The 15,734-nt window shown below is 42.0% G+C and carries 12 protein-coding genes and 2 tRNA genes; 11 read left to right on the top strand and 3 right to left on the bottom strand.

Annotated elements, in window-relative coordinates; genetic code table 11:
- Positions 1-30 precede the first annotated feature (30 nt).
- Both PSF09_RS06370 and PSF09_RS06365 read left to right on the top strand, forming a co-directional pair.
- Positions 31-107, top strand: a tRNA-Asp gene (locus tag PSF09_RS06370).
- A gap of 8 nt (positions 108-115) precedes the next feature.
- A tRNA-Trp gene (locus tag PSF09_RS06365) sits at positions 116-191 on the top strand.
- A gap of 691 nt (positions 192-882) precedes the next feature.
- Here PSF09_RS06365 and hdfR read toward each other — a convergent pair.
- Complete coding sequence (gene hdfR, locus PSF09_RS06360) at positions 883-1,725, bottom strand: HTH-type transcriptional regulator HdfR (protein WP_042851484.1); 843 nt, start codon at positions 1,723-1,725, stop codon at positions 883-885.
- 112 nt (positions 1,726-1,837) lie between these two features.
- On the opposite strand from hdfR, the gene PSF09_RS06355 reads away from it, so the two are divergent.
- Positions 1,838-2,176, top strand: a complete 339-nt coding sequence (locus PSF09_RS06355) for a DUF413 domain-containing protein (RefSeq protein ID WP_004907240.1) — start codon at positions 1,838-1,840, stop codon at positions 2,174-2,176.
- Between the two features lie 78 nt (positions 2,177-2,254).
- Here PSF09_RS06355 and PSF09_RS06350 read toward each other — a convergent pair whose 3' ends face one another.
- The gene (locus PSF09_RS06350) at positions 2,255-3,781 is read right to left on the bottom strand and encodes a YifB family Mg chelatase-like AAA ATPase (RefSeq protein ID WP_272683633.1); all 1,527 of its coding nucleotides are present in this window, start codon (positions 3,779-3,781) and stop codon (positions 2,255-2,257) included.
- A gap of 479 nt (positions 3,782-4,260) precedes the next feature.
- Between PSF09_RS06350 and ilvL the strand changes: the two genes are divergently transcribed.
- The 6 genes from ilvL to ilvA all read left to right on the top strand — a co-directional run bounded on the left by ilvL (position 4,261) and on the right by ilvA (position 10,840).
- On the top strand, positions 4,261-4,362 hold the full coding sequence (gene ilvL, locus PSF09_RS06345) for an ilv operon leader peptide (RefSeq protein ID WP_071524553.1): 102 nt from the start codon (positions 4,261-4,263) through the stop codon (positions 4,360-4,362).
- A 132-nt stretch (positions 4,363-4,494) separates the two neighbouring features.
- Complete coding sequence (ilvG, locus tag PSF09_RS06340) at positions 4,495-6,141, top strand: acetolactate synthase 2 catalytic subunit (protein ID WP_004907245.1); 1,647 nt, start codon at positions 4,495-4,497, stop codon at positions 6,139-6,141.
- Complete coding sequence (ilvM, locus tag PSF09_RS06335; RefSeq protein WP_004907250.1) at positions 6,138-6,407, top strand: acetolactate synthase 2 small subunit; 270 nt, start codon at positions 6,138-6,140, stop codon at positions 6,405-6,407. Before ilvG ends, ilvM begins: the two co-directional genes overlap by 4 nt.
- Before the next feature lie 11 nt (positions 6,408-6,418).
- Positions 6,419-7,345, top strand: coding sequence for a branched-chain amino acid transaminase (locus PSF09_RS06330; protein ID WP_004907252.1), 927 nt, complete (start codon positions 6,419-6,421; stop codon positions 7,343-7,345).
- A gap of 67 nt (positions 7,346-7,412) precedes the next feature.
- On the top strand, positions 7,413-9,263 hold the full coding sequence (ilvD, locus tag PSF09_RS06325) for a dihydroxy-acid dehydratase (RefSeq protein WP_272664594.1): 1,851 nt from the start codon (positions 7,413-7,415) through the stop codon (positions 9,261-9,263).
- Positions 9,264-9,265: 2 nt separating this feature from the next.
- Positions 9,266-10,840: a threonine ammonia-lyase, biosynthetic gene (ilvA, locus tag PSF09_RS06320; RefSeq protein ID WP_272683632.1), complete on the top strand. Its 1,575-nt coding sequence runs from the start codon at positions 9,266-9,268 to the stop codon at positions 10,838-10,840.
- Here ilvA and ilvY read toward each other — a convergent pair.
- A complete protein-coding gene (gene ilvY, locus PSF09_RS06315; RefSeq protein ID WP_210839249.1) occupies positions 10,832-11,728 on the bottom strand; it encodes an HTH-type transcriptional activator IlvY in 897 nt (298 codons plus the stop codon). The genes ilvA and ilvY overlap by 9 nt on opposite strands.
- Before the next feature lie 177 nt (positions 11,729-11,905).
- Here ilvY and ilvC point away from each other — a divergent pair, with 177 nt between their 5' ends.
- Both ilvC and rep read left to right on the top strand, forming a co-directional pair.
- Positions 11,906-13,378, top strand: a complete 1,473-nt coding sequence (ilvC, locus tag PSF09_RS06310; protein ID WP_210839251.1) for a ketol-acid reductoisomerase — start codon at positions 11,906-11,908, stop codon at positions 13,376-13,378.
- Between the two features lie 328 nt (positions 13,379-13,706).
- Positions 13,707-15,731, top strand: coding sequence for a DNA helicase Rep (rep, locus tag PSF09_RS06305; protein WP_272683631.1), 2,025 nt, complete (start codon positions 13,707-13,709; stop codon positions 15,729-15,731).
- The last annotated feature ends 3 nt before the right edge of the window (positions 15,732-15,734 follow it).

Here is a 15,734-nt window from a genome sequence, read left to right as displayed (position 1 = left end):
AGTAAACAGCCGAAAGGCAAAAGAATAAGTGGAGCGGTAGTTCAGTTGGTTAGAATACCTGCCTGTCACGCAGGGGGTCGCGGGTTCGAGTCCCGTCCGTTCCGCCACTTAATTTAGGGGCGTAGTTCAATTGGTAGAGCACCGGTCTCCAAAACCGGGTGTTGGGAGTTCGAGTCTCTCCGCCCCTGCCAGTTACCAATTAAGTAATAATAAAAGAAGTATCTATTGATAACCCGATTAGCTTAATCGGGTTTTTCTTTATTTATCTAATAGTAAATATAGAGTAACCTTTCCCCTATTTGCTAATTTTCATTTGATTTTAGCCAATCTACTATCCCACTGTTTTATATGCTTTAATTGTATTCATCATTTTAAATGTAAAAAATAAGCTCCCTGATTTATTTTTATCTCATCCAATCTTTTGACGTTCTTTATTAATAGTAAAAATAGGTGAGTTATTACTTACTGCTTATATCTTTTAATTACATTTACCACCTAAATGTATTGATGATATTACCTAATTGCCCGTCTAACTACCTTTCTATTTTATTTTCATTAGCTTATATACATTTTCACCTAATGAGTAAGTTGTTACTTGCTACTTTATATCCCTCAATAGTATTTGTGGGTTGAAAGATATTTTAATGCGCTCAATCTTTAATTTAGATAAATGTCGTATACTGAGAATTGCTGGCTTAGTTTTATTAATCTCAAAAAATCATTTTGTTTATATTGTATAAATAAATGCCGATGAGTTATTCGCGATTGGTATATCTTATTAAAAGAAAAAAGAAGCACCTATTAAGATCATTGCGCAGTGGAACATAGTTTGCTTATAAAGTAGTAGGAAGGTGAGTGAATTCTGTTACTCACCTTCTCCTTTTATTGTTCACTTAACTGTGCATTTTTTATTGGAGTTTTAATCAGTTGATTGATAAGAGCTTGCTGATCGTTTTTTTGGAGCCAGACTGCATACAAAGGTTTGTTTATTGAGGTTTCTGAGAGCGTTTTTAGGCCTGGATATTGATATACCCAATGAGCAGGTAAAAATGCCGCTGAAAGCGATACAGGAAGTAATTGGCGGGTAATATGGGCAGAGGTCGTGATCATTACGGGTGTATCATCTTGGGTTAGTGATGGTTCATTTTTGGGATGGAAATCAACCCCCCATTCTAGCTTTATAAAATTATATTTTGTTAATGCAATATTTTTTTGGGAAGCCATGAGCTGTAAATCAATCGTACCGATGATTGTGCTTTCAAACTCATCCATTTTTGGGGGCTCCGTTGCAATTAATAAATCTAATTCTCTAGAATGTAGTTGTTTAACGAGAGACTGACGTGTTGAAACCCTAGCTTCGAGCCGTAGTTCATCATGTTGATTATAAAGTTCTTCTACCCAGTCTGTTAAATAACCTTCCCAAAGTGAAGCTGTAGCACCAATAGAAAGCTCTGTGTGTTGTGAGGCATGAGATATTTCTTTTTTAGCTTGCAACCAGGTATTCATTAATGATTCAGCATATGGAACAAGCCTTTCACCCGCAGCTGTTAACCGGATATTGTTTCTATGTCTTGTAAATAAGCTTGTACCTAGTTGTGTTTCTAATTGTCTAATACGAAAGCTAACTGCTGATTGCGTTAAATAGAGTGATTCTGCGGCTCTACCGAAGTGCCTAGTCTTACTGACCTCTAAAAAAGTTCTCAATAACTCGCTGTCCACATGCATCTCCAATTATTTTTGTCGTGATGATTTAAATGTTTTGTTTTACAGATTGTCAATGCTGTCTAATACTCCGCGCCATATAGAGTTTGACTGTAATAAGTTAGGAGTGTGTCAGATGGCAGATAGCTTCATCACGACTAATCGTTTTTTTGATAATAAACATTACCCACGTGGCTTTTCTCGTCATGGTGATTTCACCATCAAAGAAGCTCAGTTGCTAGAACGTCTCGGCCAAGCTTTTAATGAGCTTGATATAGGTAAACGCGAACCTCAAACAGAAGAAGAAAAACTTTTCGTCGCTGTATGCCGTGGTGAGCGTGAACCTGCTACCCCAGAAGAAAAAGTTTGGGCAAAATATTCTAGCCGTATTAACCGTCCAAAACGTTTCCATACCTTATCTGGCGGTAAACCGCAGATAGATCCATCGGAAGACTACACTGATACAGATGATTAATATCATCATCGTATGATAAGAGGGACTACGGTCCCTTTATTTTTACGAAATAATAAAGTAGTTATCTGTCCATTCTTCTCAGCTTACTTGTTTTTGCAAATGAAGCAATAACTTATCCATCGCTCGATACCCTAGAGCTTCTAATAAGTCAGAACGTTCGATAGTTTCTACGGCATTAAGGTCGGCTATTGTTCTGGCAACCCTTAATATTCTGTGCCAAGCTCGGATAGAAAGACCTAACTTATTTAATGCATGCTCTAAGAATAACGCATCTTTTGCGGTTAGTAGGCAAAAATGTGTGGTTTCTCTTGGCGTTAGTAAACTATTAATTTTTCCGGCTCGCCTAAGTTGCCTATTTCTGGCTTCGATAACTCTTTGTCTGACGTATTCACTTGTTTCACCTTGATTAGTTTGGCTACTCAATGAACCGAGAGGTAACAATGGAATTTCTATAGAGAGATCAAACCGGTCAATAAAAGGCCCTGATATGCGTGAAAGGTAACGTAGGATACGGGATGGGGCTGAACGGCTCATTTCTCCTTGATAATGACCTGTTGGGCTAGGATTTAGGGCTGCAACTAACTGAAAACTTGCAGGATAGCAAACTTTTGCTTTTGCTCGAGAAATACTAATTTTTCGGGATTCTAGAGGTTCTCGTAAAGAATCGAGTACTGAGCGGCTAAATTCTGGTAATTCATCTAAAAATAAAACACCATGATGTGCAAGTGAGATCTCGCCCGGTTTGGGAAGGGAGCCTCCTCCAATTAAAGCTGCAATTGATGCGCTATGATGAGGGGCTCTAAAAGGCCTTATCGGCCAATTCATGTCTTCTTTTGTATTTTCACTCAAGCTATGTAATGAAGCAACTTCTAACGCTTCCTGAGAGGTTAATGGGGGAAGTAAAGTCATTAGTCGACTGGCTAACATCGTTTTTCCTGTTCCTGGCGGACCCAATAAGAGTAAATTATGCCCACCAGCAGCACAGATTTCTAATGCCCGTTTACCATGTTCTTGGCCAATGATATCGTTAATATCACCTTCTTGCTTGATTGAGATAGGTGCTTGGTGGATTTGTTGATTACAACGCAATGTGTTTTTGTTATGTAAAAAGTGACAAAGCTCTAATAAGGATGTTGCGAAATAAACGCTATTATCTGGGAGTAGGCCTAATTGGTGTTGATTCTCCATAGATAGTATTAAAGAACGTTGTTGTTTTAATGCTGATTGAGCCGCAGGAATAGCACTGCTGACATAGCGAACATCGCCAGATAAAGCAAGTTCACCTAAAAATTCATACTGTTTTAATGGCTCGTGGGGGAGCTGTCCTGATGATGCGAGTATGGCAATCGCGATTGCAAGATCATACCGACCACTTTCTTTTGGTAAGTCAGCTGGGGCTAAATTAACCGTCATTTTTTTAGCTGGATATTCAAATCCGCTATTTAGTAGAGCGCTTCGAACTCTATCTCTTGCTTCTTTTACGGCCGTTTCTGGTAGCCCAACGAGTGTTAAACCTGGGAGCCCATTACTAATATGTGCTTCAACAGTAACAAGAGGTGCTTCTAACCCAATTGATGCTCTAGTGTAAACAATCGCTAATGTCATGAGCCCTCCAATATTATTTACAGAGTAATATTCTGCTAAAAATAATTTGATTTATCTTGAATAGATAACATGTTTGCGAAGCCGCTCGATAATTTAATTACTTAGTTGCTGAGTTGTTTCAATTTACTACGAGTAGCGTCGAATGGCGGTTATAACTGGGATTGTGTTAGTTTTATGAAGCGTGGATACTGTACTGAGCTTGGTTATTCGTAAGAAAAAGTAATTAATTACGTGGTGTGAGTTTTCATGGTGCCAAATGACTAATATGGATGATGTGGCTGATTATGCTATGTATTCTATTGGATTTTACTGAGGAATGGCTGTTTAAGTAGTTTATAATGCTAATTTAATTTTTACTGTATGATTTTAAAGTAATTTAATGTTTTGAAAATAAATAAATTAAATAAAAGTTGTCAAAACGCCTTTAAAATGATAACTCTAAATAATAGATAATTAAGAATATTGAAAAAGTAAAACACATGAACGCATTTATCCAAGCAGTTAGCCTAATTATTATTAGCGTGGTGGTGATTATTATCCCACCGTGCGGGGCTGCACTTGGACGACGAAGGCTAAAATAACAGCCAGATCTCACGAGAACCCCGCACCGAAAGGCGCGGGGTTTTTTTTGATATAAATGTTGATTGATGCAAGCACACTAAATAAAACATAACAAATACAAATAGATAAAGTAGACAGACAGGAGATAAAGCATGAACGGAGCACAATGGTTAGTTCAAGCATTGCGAACACAGGGAGTTGATACCGTATTTGGGTATCCTGGTGGCGCAATTATGCCAGTTTATGACGCATTGTATGATGGCGGAGTTGAGCATTTGTTGTGTAGACATGAGCAAGGGGCTGTAATCGCGGCAATTGGTTATGCACGTTCAACAGGAAAGACAGGGGTGTGTATTGCAACATCTGGCCCTGGCGCAACAAATGTTATCACGGGGCTCGCGGACGCATTATTAGACTCTGTTCCTGTTGTCGCCATTACTGGTCAAGTCGCTTCTGAATTTATCGGAACTGATGCCTTTCAAGAAATCGACGTCTTGGGGTTGTCTTTAGCTTGTACTAAGCACAGTTTTTTGGTTGAAGACATCGAGGATTTACCTCGCATTCTTGCTGAGGCTTTCGCAATCGCAAATAGTGGGCGGCCAGGCCCTGTACTGATTGATATTCCGAAAGATATTCAGCTACAACACGCTGAGTTGTCTCCGTTTTTAATGCCGGTAGAGCAAGAAGTCACGTCACCTTTATCCGAAATCCAACAGGCAAGAATGCTATTAGAACAATCAGAAAAGCCTATGTTGTACGTTGGTGGCGGTGTTGGAATGTCAGGTGCTGTAAAAGAATTGCGTGAATTTATTGAGTTTACAGGTATTCCTTCAGTTGCAACATTAAAAGGGCTTGGTGCTGTGAGCCCTTTAGATGAAAACTATTTAGGCATGTTAGGTATGCATGGTACTAAAGCAGCCAATATTTCTGTGCAACGCTGTGACTTACTCATCGCTGTTGGTGCTCGTTTTGATGATAGGGTAACAGGTAAGTTAAATACTTTTGCACCGAACGCCAAAGTGATTCATATCGATATAGACCATGTAGAATTGGACAAGTTACGTCAAACGCATGTTGCGTTGCATGGTGATGCAAAAGTATTACTACCTGAATTAATGCTTAAAAAATCAATAGCACCTTGGCAGCAGGAAGTTCAGCAACTTAAAAAAGAATTCGGTTGGCGTTATGACCATCCTGGTGAGCCTATTTATGCACCACTGTTACTGAAACAACTGTCGGATAAAATGCAGCCAAATACGGTTGTTACTACCGATGTAGGGCAACACCAAATGTGGTCGGCACAACATATCACCGTTGATGGCCCTGAAAATTTCTTAACCTCAAGTGGGCTTGGAACCATGGGGTTTGGTATCCCTGCGGCAATTGGGGCACAGGTTGCTAGGCCTGAAGATACGGTTGTTTGTGTATCAGGAGATGGCTCATTCATGATGAATGTCCAAGAGCTGGGAACCATCAAACGTAAGCAACTTCCTGTAAAAATTCTTTTAATCGATAACCAGCGCTTAGGCATGGTTCGCCAGTGGCAAGAACTGTTTTTCGAACAGCGTTATAGCGAAACTATTTTAACAGACAACCCTGATTTTGTGGCATTAGCCAGCGCGTTTGGTATTAAAGGCCAACGGATCACAGATAAGTCGGAAGTTAATGCGGCATTAGATGAATTACTTAATAGCGAAGGTGCCTATTTATTACAGGTATCAATTAATGAACTAGAAAACGTCTGGCCGTTGGTTCCGCCTGGGGCTAGTAATGAAAAAATGATGGAGAAACCATTATGATGCAACACCAAATCTCGATATTGGCCCGTTTCCGTCCTGAGGTTTTAGAGCGTATATTAAGGGTCACTCGCCATCGTGGATTTCGTATTAATGCCATGAATATGGGGCAATCGACAGACGGCGACAATGTTAATATTGAACTTACTGTAAGTAGTCAAAGGCCATTAACCCAGCTTTGTGCACAGTTAACCAAGCTTTCAGACATTACAGAAGTTGAAGTACTACAACAAGAATCACGACTATTACGCACACAAAGTGCAATGTAAGGAATATACAAATGACTAAGAAAGCTGACTTTATTTGGTTTAACGGTGAAATGACGCCATGGGCTGATGCAAAGGTTCATGTTATGTCTCATGCTCTGCACTATGGTACATCAGTGTTTGAAGGTGTCCGTTGTTATGACTCGCACAAAGGTCCTGTGGTCTTCCGCCACCGTGAGCATATGCAACGTTTGCATGATTCAGCAAAAATTTACCGTATGCCTGTCAGCTACAGCGTGGAAGAGTTAATGGAAGCATGTCGTGCAACTCTGCGTAAAAATAACTTAGTCAGTGCGTATATTCGTCCATTAGTGTTTATTGGTGATGTTGGTATGGGTGTTAACCCGCCAGACGGTTATAACACCGATGTGATTTTAGCCGCTTTTCCATGGGGAGCGTATTTAGGTGAAGAAGCGTTAGACCAAGGTATTGATGCGATGGTCTCTTCTTGGAATCGTGTTGCACCAAACACCATTCCTACAGGGGCAAAAGCAGGTGGCAACTATTTATCTTCTCTACTAGTTGGTAGCGAAGCTCGTCGCCATGGTTACCAAGAAGGTATTGCATTAGATGTTCACGGATATCTCTCCGAAGGTGCTGGGGAAAATATTTTTGAGGTGAAAGATGGCATCCTGTATACACCTCCGTTCACATCATCTGCATTACCAGGTATTACGCGTGATGCAATTTTAACTTTAGCAAAAGATTTGGGTATCGAAGTACGTGAGCAAACACTATCACGTGAATCTCTCTATCTTGCTGATGAAGTCTTCATGACAGGAACCGCTGCAGAGATCACTCCGGTTCGTAGTGTTGATGGTATCCAAGTTGGCATTGGCCGTTGTGGCCCAGTAACCAAGCAAATTCAGCAGGCATTCTTTGGCTTATTTGATGGTACAACAGAAGATAAATGGGGCTGGTTAGATCCAGTAAACCCTTAATAATTAAATTTAAATAGATGTTACAGGCGGACGTTCCCCGCCTGTTTTAAACACGGGAGTTAAAGATATGCCTAAGTACCGTTCAGCAACAACAACTCATGGTCGTAATATGGCTGGGGCTCGTGCATTATGGCGTGCAACAGGCATGACCGATGCTGATTTTGGAAAGCCCATTATTGCTGTTGTTAACTCATTCACACAGTTTGTTCCAGGCCACGTACATTTACGTGATTTAGGCAAATTAGTTGCAGAGCAAATTGAAAATGCAGGTGGTGTTGCGAAAGAGTTTAATACAATCGCTGTTGACGATGGGATTGCCATGGGACATGGCGGAATGCTGTATTCCTTACCTTCCCGTGAATTAATTGCGGACTCGGTTGAATATATGGTGAACGCACACTGTGCGGATGCCATGGTGTGTATTTCAAACTGCGATAAAATCACCCCAGGCATGTTGATGGCGTCATTACGCCTGAATATTCCGGTTATTTTTGTTTCGGGTGGCCCAATGGAAGCAGGGAAAACCAAGCTTTCAGACCAAATCATCAAGCTCGATTTAGTTGATGCCATGATTCAAGGGGCAAACCCTAATGTGAGTGATGCAGATAGTGAGCAAATAGAACGTTCAGCATGCCCAACGTGTGGCTCTTGCTCAGGAATGTTTACTGCAAACTCAATGAACTGCTTAACTGAGGCGCTTGGGTTATCTCAGCCAGGAAATGGCTCATTATTAGCGACTCACGCAGACCGCGAAACTTTATTTATCAATGCAGGTAAGCGGATTGTTGAATTAACCAAACGCTATTACGAACAAGATGATGAAAGTGCGTTACCACGCAATATCGCTAATAAATCTGCATTTGAAAATGCGATGACGTTGGATATTGCCATGGGTGGTTCAACTAACACTGTCCTGCATTTACTTGCAGCTGCTCAAGAAGCAGAGATCGATTTCACCATGGATGATATCGACCGTTTATCACGTAAAGTCCCACATTTGTGTAAGGTTGCACCGAGTACACAAAAATATCACATGGAAGATGTTCACCGTGCAGGTGGTGTCATCGGTATTTTAGGTGAACTGAGCCGTGCAGGTTTATTGCAAGAAAACGTGACAAATATTTTAGGTCTAAGCTTCCAAGAAACATTAGCGCAATATGATGTGATGTTAACAAAGGATGAGGCCGTTAAATCGATGTTTTCCGCGGGCCCTGCTGGGATCCGTACAACAAAAGCCTTTTCACAAAATTGCCGTTGGCCATCATTGGATACTGACCGTGAAAATGGGTGTATCCGTAGTATTGAGCATGCGTATAGTTTGGATGGGGGACTAGCTGTCCTGTCTGGAAATATTGCAGAAGATGGTTGTATTGTTAAAACCGCAGGGGTTGATGAAGGCAGCTTAACTTTCCGTGGTCCTGCGAAAGTCTTTGAAAGCCAAGATGATGCTGTTGAGTCGATCCTCGGTGGAAAAGTTGTTGAAGGCGATGTTGTCGTTATTCGCTATGAAGGGCCTAAGGGTGGTCCGGGCATGCAAGAAATGCTATACCCAACCTCATACCTGAAATCAATGGGATTAGGCAAAAGCTGTGCATTGATAACGGATGGTCGCTTCTCTGGCGGTAGCTCAGGCCTTTCTATTGGTCACATTTCACCAGAAGCAGCGAGTGGTGGCTTACTCGCATTAGTTCAGGATGGCGATATCATTGATATCGATATTCCAAAGAGAATGATGGTATTGGATGTGAGTGAAAGCGAACTGAATCAACGCCGTGAAGCGGAATTAGCTCGAGGCGATAAAGCTTACACCCCGCGTAACCGTCAGCGTGAGGTTTCTTTTGCTCTGCGCGCTTATGCTTCATTGGCGACGAGTGCAGACAAAGGTGCTGTTCGTGACAAGTCGAAATTAGGGGGCTGATTGTGGCAGCAGCAAAACCATTACCGGTTGCCCCAACCGGAGCAGATTACTTAAAAGCGGCGCTGAGTGCGCCGGTTTATGAAGCTGCGCAAGTCACGCCTCTTCAACAGATGGATAAAATATCTTCACGCTTGGGAAATACCATTTTGGTCAAGCGTGAAGATAGGCAGCCAGTACATAGCTTTAAGCTTCGTGGGGCTTACGCCATGATTGCGAGTTTAACCGAAGAGCAAAAAAGCAAAGGTGTGGTGACAGCTTCTGCGGGGAACCACGCTCAAGGCGTTGCATTATCAGCAAATCGTGTTGGTGTGAAAGCAAAAATAGTCATGCCAGTTGCGACAGCGGATATCAAAGTGGATGCAGTACGAAGCTTTGGTGGCGAAGCTATTTTACATGGCGCTAATTTTGATGAAGCGAAAGCGAAAGCCATTGCAATGGCCGCAGAGGATGGCTATACCTTCGTTCCACCTTTTGATCATCCTTCGGTGATTGCAGGGCAAGCTACGATAGCTCTTGAACTATTGCAACAAGATGTCCATTTAGATCGAATTTTTATTCCTGTAGGTGGCGGTGGGTTAATTGCAGGTGTTGCTGTGATTATCAAGCAATTAATGCCTGAAATTAAAATCATTGGTGTGGAGTCTGAAGATGCGGCTTGTTTAAAAGCCGCGTTAAAGGCTGGGCATCCTGTTGATTTACCCCGTGTTGGCTTATTTGCCGAAGGTGTGGCAGTAAAGCGTATTGGCGATGAAACCTTCAGATTGTGCCAGCAATATGTTGACGATGTGATCACTGTTGACAGTGACTCCATTTGCGCTGCATTGAAAGATATTTTTGAAGATGTCCGTGCCATAGCTGAGCCTTCAGGCGCTTTGGCATTGGCCGGGTTGAAAAAATATGTACAGCAGCACAACATCAAAGGTGAACGTTTAGCGCATATTTTATCCGGTGCGAATATGAATTTCCATGGGCTCCGTTATGTTTCTGAACGCTGTGAAATTGGTGAACAACGAGAAGCTTTACTTGCAGTCACCATTCCTGAGCAAAAAGGGAGTTTCTTACGTTTTTGCCAGTTATTAGGCCATCGAGCCATTACGGAGTTTAACTATCGTTATACGGATGCGGACCCTGATCGCGCATGTATTTTTGTTGGGGTGCGTTTAAGTGGCTGTGATGGCGAGCGCTCGGAGATTATCCAAGAGCTTAGAAGTAACGGCTATGAAGTCGATGATTTATCAGATGATGAAATGGCAAAACTTCATGTGCGTTACATGATTGGTGGACGTCCATCAAAGCCATTAGACGAAAGGTTATATAGCTTTGAATTTCCAGAGTCTCCAGGTGCATTGTTGAGATTCTTAGAAACACTCGGGACTCATTGGAATATTACGTTATTTCATTATCGCAGCCATGGTACAGATTATGGGCGAGTGCTGGCGGCATTTGAATTGTCTGGGCCAGAAGTACGTTTTGATAGGCATCTTGATGCGCTAGGTTATGAATATCATGATGAAACAGGAAACCCCTCTTTCCGTTTTTTCTTAGCGCCACAAGATAACCAAAGAACTTTAGATTGAATTGTCTGGGAGTAACTCCCAAAACGCTTTAATTAATGGTTCACTCAGGCGTTTGCTTAATAGGCAAACGCCGAGCTCAAAAGGTTCTACCATTGAAATATTATCGAGCTGTGAAATACGGCTACGTACGGGTTCTGGGCTGTTATCAACAACCACACTGGGAATTAAGGCGATACCGCACCCCAAAGCCACCATTGACACAATAGCTTCATGGCCTGAGACCGTCGCATAAATGACAGGGTTATTGATATTGTGGCGACGGAACCAGAGTTCGATACGTTTACGAGATGGGCCGTGCTCCGGCAGGATAAAAGGGACGGTAGTCCAATCCGGTTTAGCCTCTGTTACCATGCTTCGTACTGCACAGGGTAGTGATGGAGCAATCAAAACGAGAGGGATTTCGCCGATTTTTGCAAAACGGACGTTATCGGGTAAGCGCTCGGGTTTCCCTGCAATACCAAGATCAGCCTCATGAGTTTCTATTTTTTCAACGGCATCAGCTGCGTCCCCTGTCGTGAGTTTAATTTCAACTAATGGATGTAGCGCACGGAATTTATCTAATACTTCGGGTAAATGACTATAAGCTGCCGTAACTGAGCAAAAAAGATGCAACTCCCCACTGAGTGATGGGCTTTGCTGATTGAGAGCATGTTGCAGCTGTTGATATTGCAATAATGTTTGTTGGGCAAATTGCTTAAGGTGTTCCCCTGCTTGAGTCAATTTGACTGAGCGGTTATCTCGTACAAATAGCGGATGACCAAGCTGTTCTTCGAGACGTTGTATTTGGCGAGACAATGTGGAAGGACTGACATGCATCGCTTTAGATGTGCGCCCGAAGTGGCAGCTTTGTGCTAAATGCAAAAAAAGCTTGAGATCACGAATGTCCATTTTGCCCTCTAATAACATAATTAATGATGTTGCAGATATTGCAACATTGTATTGTTAATATATCAATTTAAGCAATGCGAAACATCGCATATAGTAAATCCATAAACGCTCAAAAATGAGCGACAGGCAAAATCATTGCCTGACATAACGAACACAACAGAACAATGGAGTATGACAATGGCGAATTATTTTAACACATTGAATTTACGTGAGCAGTTAGCTCAATTAGGTAAGTGCCGTTTTATGCAGCGCGAAGAATTTGCGGATGAAGCGGGCTTCCTGAAAGGTAAAAAAATCGTCATCGTCGGTTGTGGAGCACAAGGTTTGAACCAAGGCCTGAATATGCGTGACTCAGGTTTAGATATTGCTTATGCATTACGTGATGAAGCAATTGCAGAGAAACGTGCTTCATGGCGTAAAGCGACAGAAAATGGGTTCAAAGTTGGCACTTATGAAGAATTGATCCCTACTGCTGATTTGGTTGTTAACTTAACGCCAGACAAACAACATTCAACCGTTGTTCGCGCTGTTCAGCCTATGATGAAACAAGGTGCAGCACTGGGTTATTCACATGGCTTTAACATTGTTGAAGTTGGCGAAGAAATTCGTAAAGACATTACTGTTGTGATGGTAGCGCCAAAATGCCCAGGTACCGAAGTTCGCGAAGAATACAAGCGCGGTTTTGGTGTTCCAACTCTGATTGCAGTACACCCAGAAAATGACCCGAAAGGTGAGGGGATGGCGATTGCGAAAGCATGGGCGGCAGCAACTGGTGGCCACCGTGCAGGTGTTCTGGAGTCTTCGTTTGTTGCAGAAGTTAAGTCTGACTTGATGGGTGAGCAAACTATTCTGTGTGGTATGTTACAAGCAGGCGCATTACTGAGCTACGACAAAATGGTTGCTGACGGTGTTGAGCCGGGCTACGCAGGTAAATTAATTCAGTTTGGTTGGGAAACTATCACCGAAGCGCTGAAACAAGGTGGTATCACGCTGATGATGGACCGCTTGTCTAACCCTGCAAAAGTTCGTGCTTATGCATTATCTGAGCAACTGAAAACTATCATGGCGCCATTGTTCCAAAAACATATGGATGACATCATTTCAGGTGAATTTTCTGCAACCATGATGGCAGACTGGGCAAATGATGATAAAAACTTGCTGACATGGCGTGAAGAGACAGGCAAAACAGCATTCGAAAATTACCCTGACTATGAAGGGAAAATTGCGGAACAAGAATACTTTGACCACGGTGTTTTGTTAGTTGCTATGGTTAAAGCGGGCGTTGAATTAGCGTTCGATACGATGTTAGAAGCGGGTATCTTAGAAGAGTCGGCTTACTATGAGTCACTGCATGAGTTACCACTGATTGCAAATACCATCGCTCGTAAACGTTTATATGAAATGAACGTAGTTATCTCTGATACTGCGGAATATGGTAACTATCTGTTCTCATTCGCAGTTGTACCAATGTTGAAAGATTTCATGACGAAATTACAAGCAGGAGATTTAGCGAAGCCAGTTGCAGATAATGGCACTGATAACGCACAGTTACGTGATATCAACGAAGCTATCCGTAACCATCCTATCGAGAAAATCGGTAAGACGTTACGTGGTTATATGACGGATATGAAGAAGATTGCGGTCGGCTAACTCATTTTTCGTCACTCTTCGCGTGATAGGCGCGTTGGCTGCACTCGGTTACCCAAGTCACATACTTTAGTATGCTCCTTGGGATAACCTTATTTGCTTCCTACCTAGAACGCGAAATGCTTTGGATAATCACCATGTTGTCTCTTGCAATAGTTTAGAAAAATGCATTGATGTTATAAAAGAAAAATAACAAAACCACATCTTTCGGATGAATGATGTGGTTTTTTGTTTTTTATAAATAGAGAAGATCGTTGCTCAAGAGTTGGGTCGGTTTCTGCTACAATCTGTAGCGAATTCCTTTTTGAATAACTAAGTGACGTAGAAAACCATGCGATTAAACCCAAGCCAACAACAGGCAGTTGAATTTGTCGATGGCCCGTGCCTTGTATTGGCGGGGGCCGGGTCAGGTAAAACGCGCGTTATCACGAATAAAATTGCGCATTTAATTCGTCAATGCGGTTATCAACCTCGGCAAATTGCAGCGGTGACTTTCACCAATAAAGCGGCACGGGAAATGAAAGAACGCGTGGCTCAAACCTTGGGTAAAAAAGAAGCACGCGGCTTGATCATATCCACCTTCCATACATTAGGGTTGGAAATCATTAAGCGTGAATATAAAGCACTAGGTATCAAAGCCAACTTTTCACTATTTGACGACCAAGATCAGATGGCGTTGCTGAAAGAACTTACTTTTGATTTATTAGAAGAAGATAAGGATTTACTCAAACAGTTGATCTCAGCGATCTCAAATTGGAAAAATGATCTTATCTCGCCACAACAAGTGATAGGCCAGGCTCGGGGTGAAAAAGAGCATCACTTTGCGGAGTGTTATCGCCGCTATGAACTTCATCTGAAAAGTTGCAATGTATTGGATTTTGACGATTTAATCAGCAAACCTACCTTGTTGTTATACCAAAATGAAGAAGTTCGCGAGCGCTGGCAGCAAAAAATTCGTTACTTGCTGGTGGACGAATACCAAGATACCAATACGAGCCAATATCAGTTGGTTAAATTGCTAGTGGGGCAGCGAGCAAGGTTTACGGTTGTGGGGGATGACGATCAGTCAATCTATTCATGGCGTGGAGCAAGGCCGCAAAACTTGGTTTTATTGAATCAAGATTTCCCTAAATTAAATGTCATTAAGCTTGAGCAAAATTACCGTTCATCCGAACGAATTTTAAAAGCGGCGAATATTTTAATTGCCAATAATCCTCATGTATTTGAAAAAAAATTATTTTCTGAATTAGGGTATGGAGCGCCACTTCGGGTTCTTACCGCAAATAATGAAGACCATGAAGCCGAAAGAGTGATTGGGGAGCTTATCGCACATCACTTTATTAATAAAACGGAATATAAAGATTACGCCATTTTGTATCGCGGTAACCATCAATCACGTATTTTTGAAAAAATGTTGATGCAAAATCGTATTCCGTATCGAATTTCAGGGGGGACTTCGTTTTTCTCTCGCCCTGAAATTAAAGACTTATTAGCCTATTTGCGGGTATTAACGAACCCTGAAGATGACAGCGCTTTTTTACGTATAGTAAATACTCCACGTCGAGAGATTGGCCCTAAAACTATCCAAAAACTTGGGGAGTGGGCAAATCAGCGCGGTAAAAGTTTATATCAAGCCAGTTTTGATTTAGGGCTTGAACAAGTCTTAAAAGGCAAAGGACTAGAAGCATTACAGCGTTTCACTCATTGGATGGACAGTATTGTACGAACATCGGAGCGTGAACCTTTAATTGCGGTGCGTGACTTACTGCGTGAAATGGATTATGAAAGCTGGCTATATGAAACGTCGACCAGTACTAAAGCTGCCGAAATGAGAATGAAAAACGTCAACCAATTGTTCACATGGATGAGTGAAATGGTTGAAGGCGATGAGCTCAATGACCCAATGACATTGAGCCAAGTGGTTACACGTTTTACGCTGCGCGATATGATGGAGCGTGGTGAGGATGATGAAGAATCAGATCAAGTTCAGCTCATGACGTTACATGCCTCTAAAGGCCTTGAATTTCCTTATGTTTTTTTGGTTGGCATGGAGGAAGGACTGCTGCCACATCAAAGTAGTATTGATGAAAACAATATTGATGAAGAACGCCGTTTAGCTTATGTAGGAATTACGCGGGCACAAAGAGAATTATTCTTTTCTCATTGTCGTGAGCGTCGCCAATATGGTGAATTGATCCGTCCTGAATTAAGCCGTTTTCTCCTTGAATTGCCTCAAGATGATTTACAATGGGAGCAGCAGCGTAAAGTGGTTAGTGCGCAGGAGCGTATGCAGAAGGGGCAATCAGCTTTAGCCGATATTAAAGCGCGCTTAGGGTTAAATAAAAAAAGTGAGTAACCA

The organism is Providencia sp. PROV141 (assembly GCF_028481645.1).
In the GTDB taxonomy this organism is placed as follows: domain Bacteria; phylum Pseudomonadota; class Gammaproteobacteria; order Enterobacterales; family Enterobacteriaceae; genus Providencia; species Providencia rettgeri.
Note: the sequence above shows the minus strand (reverse complement) of the source record. Positions and strands in the feature narration are given on the sequence as shown.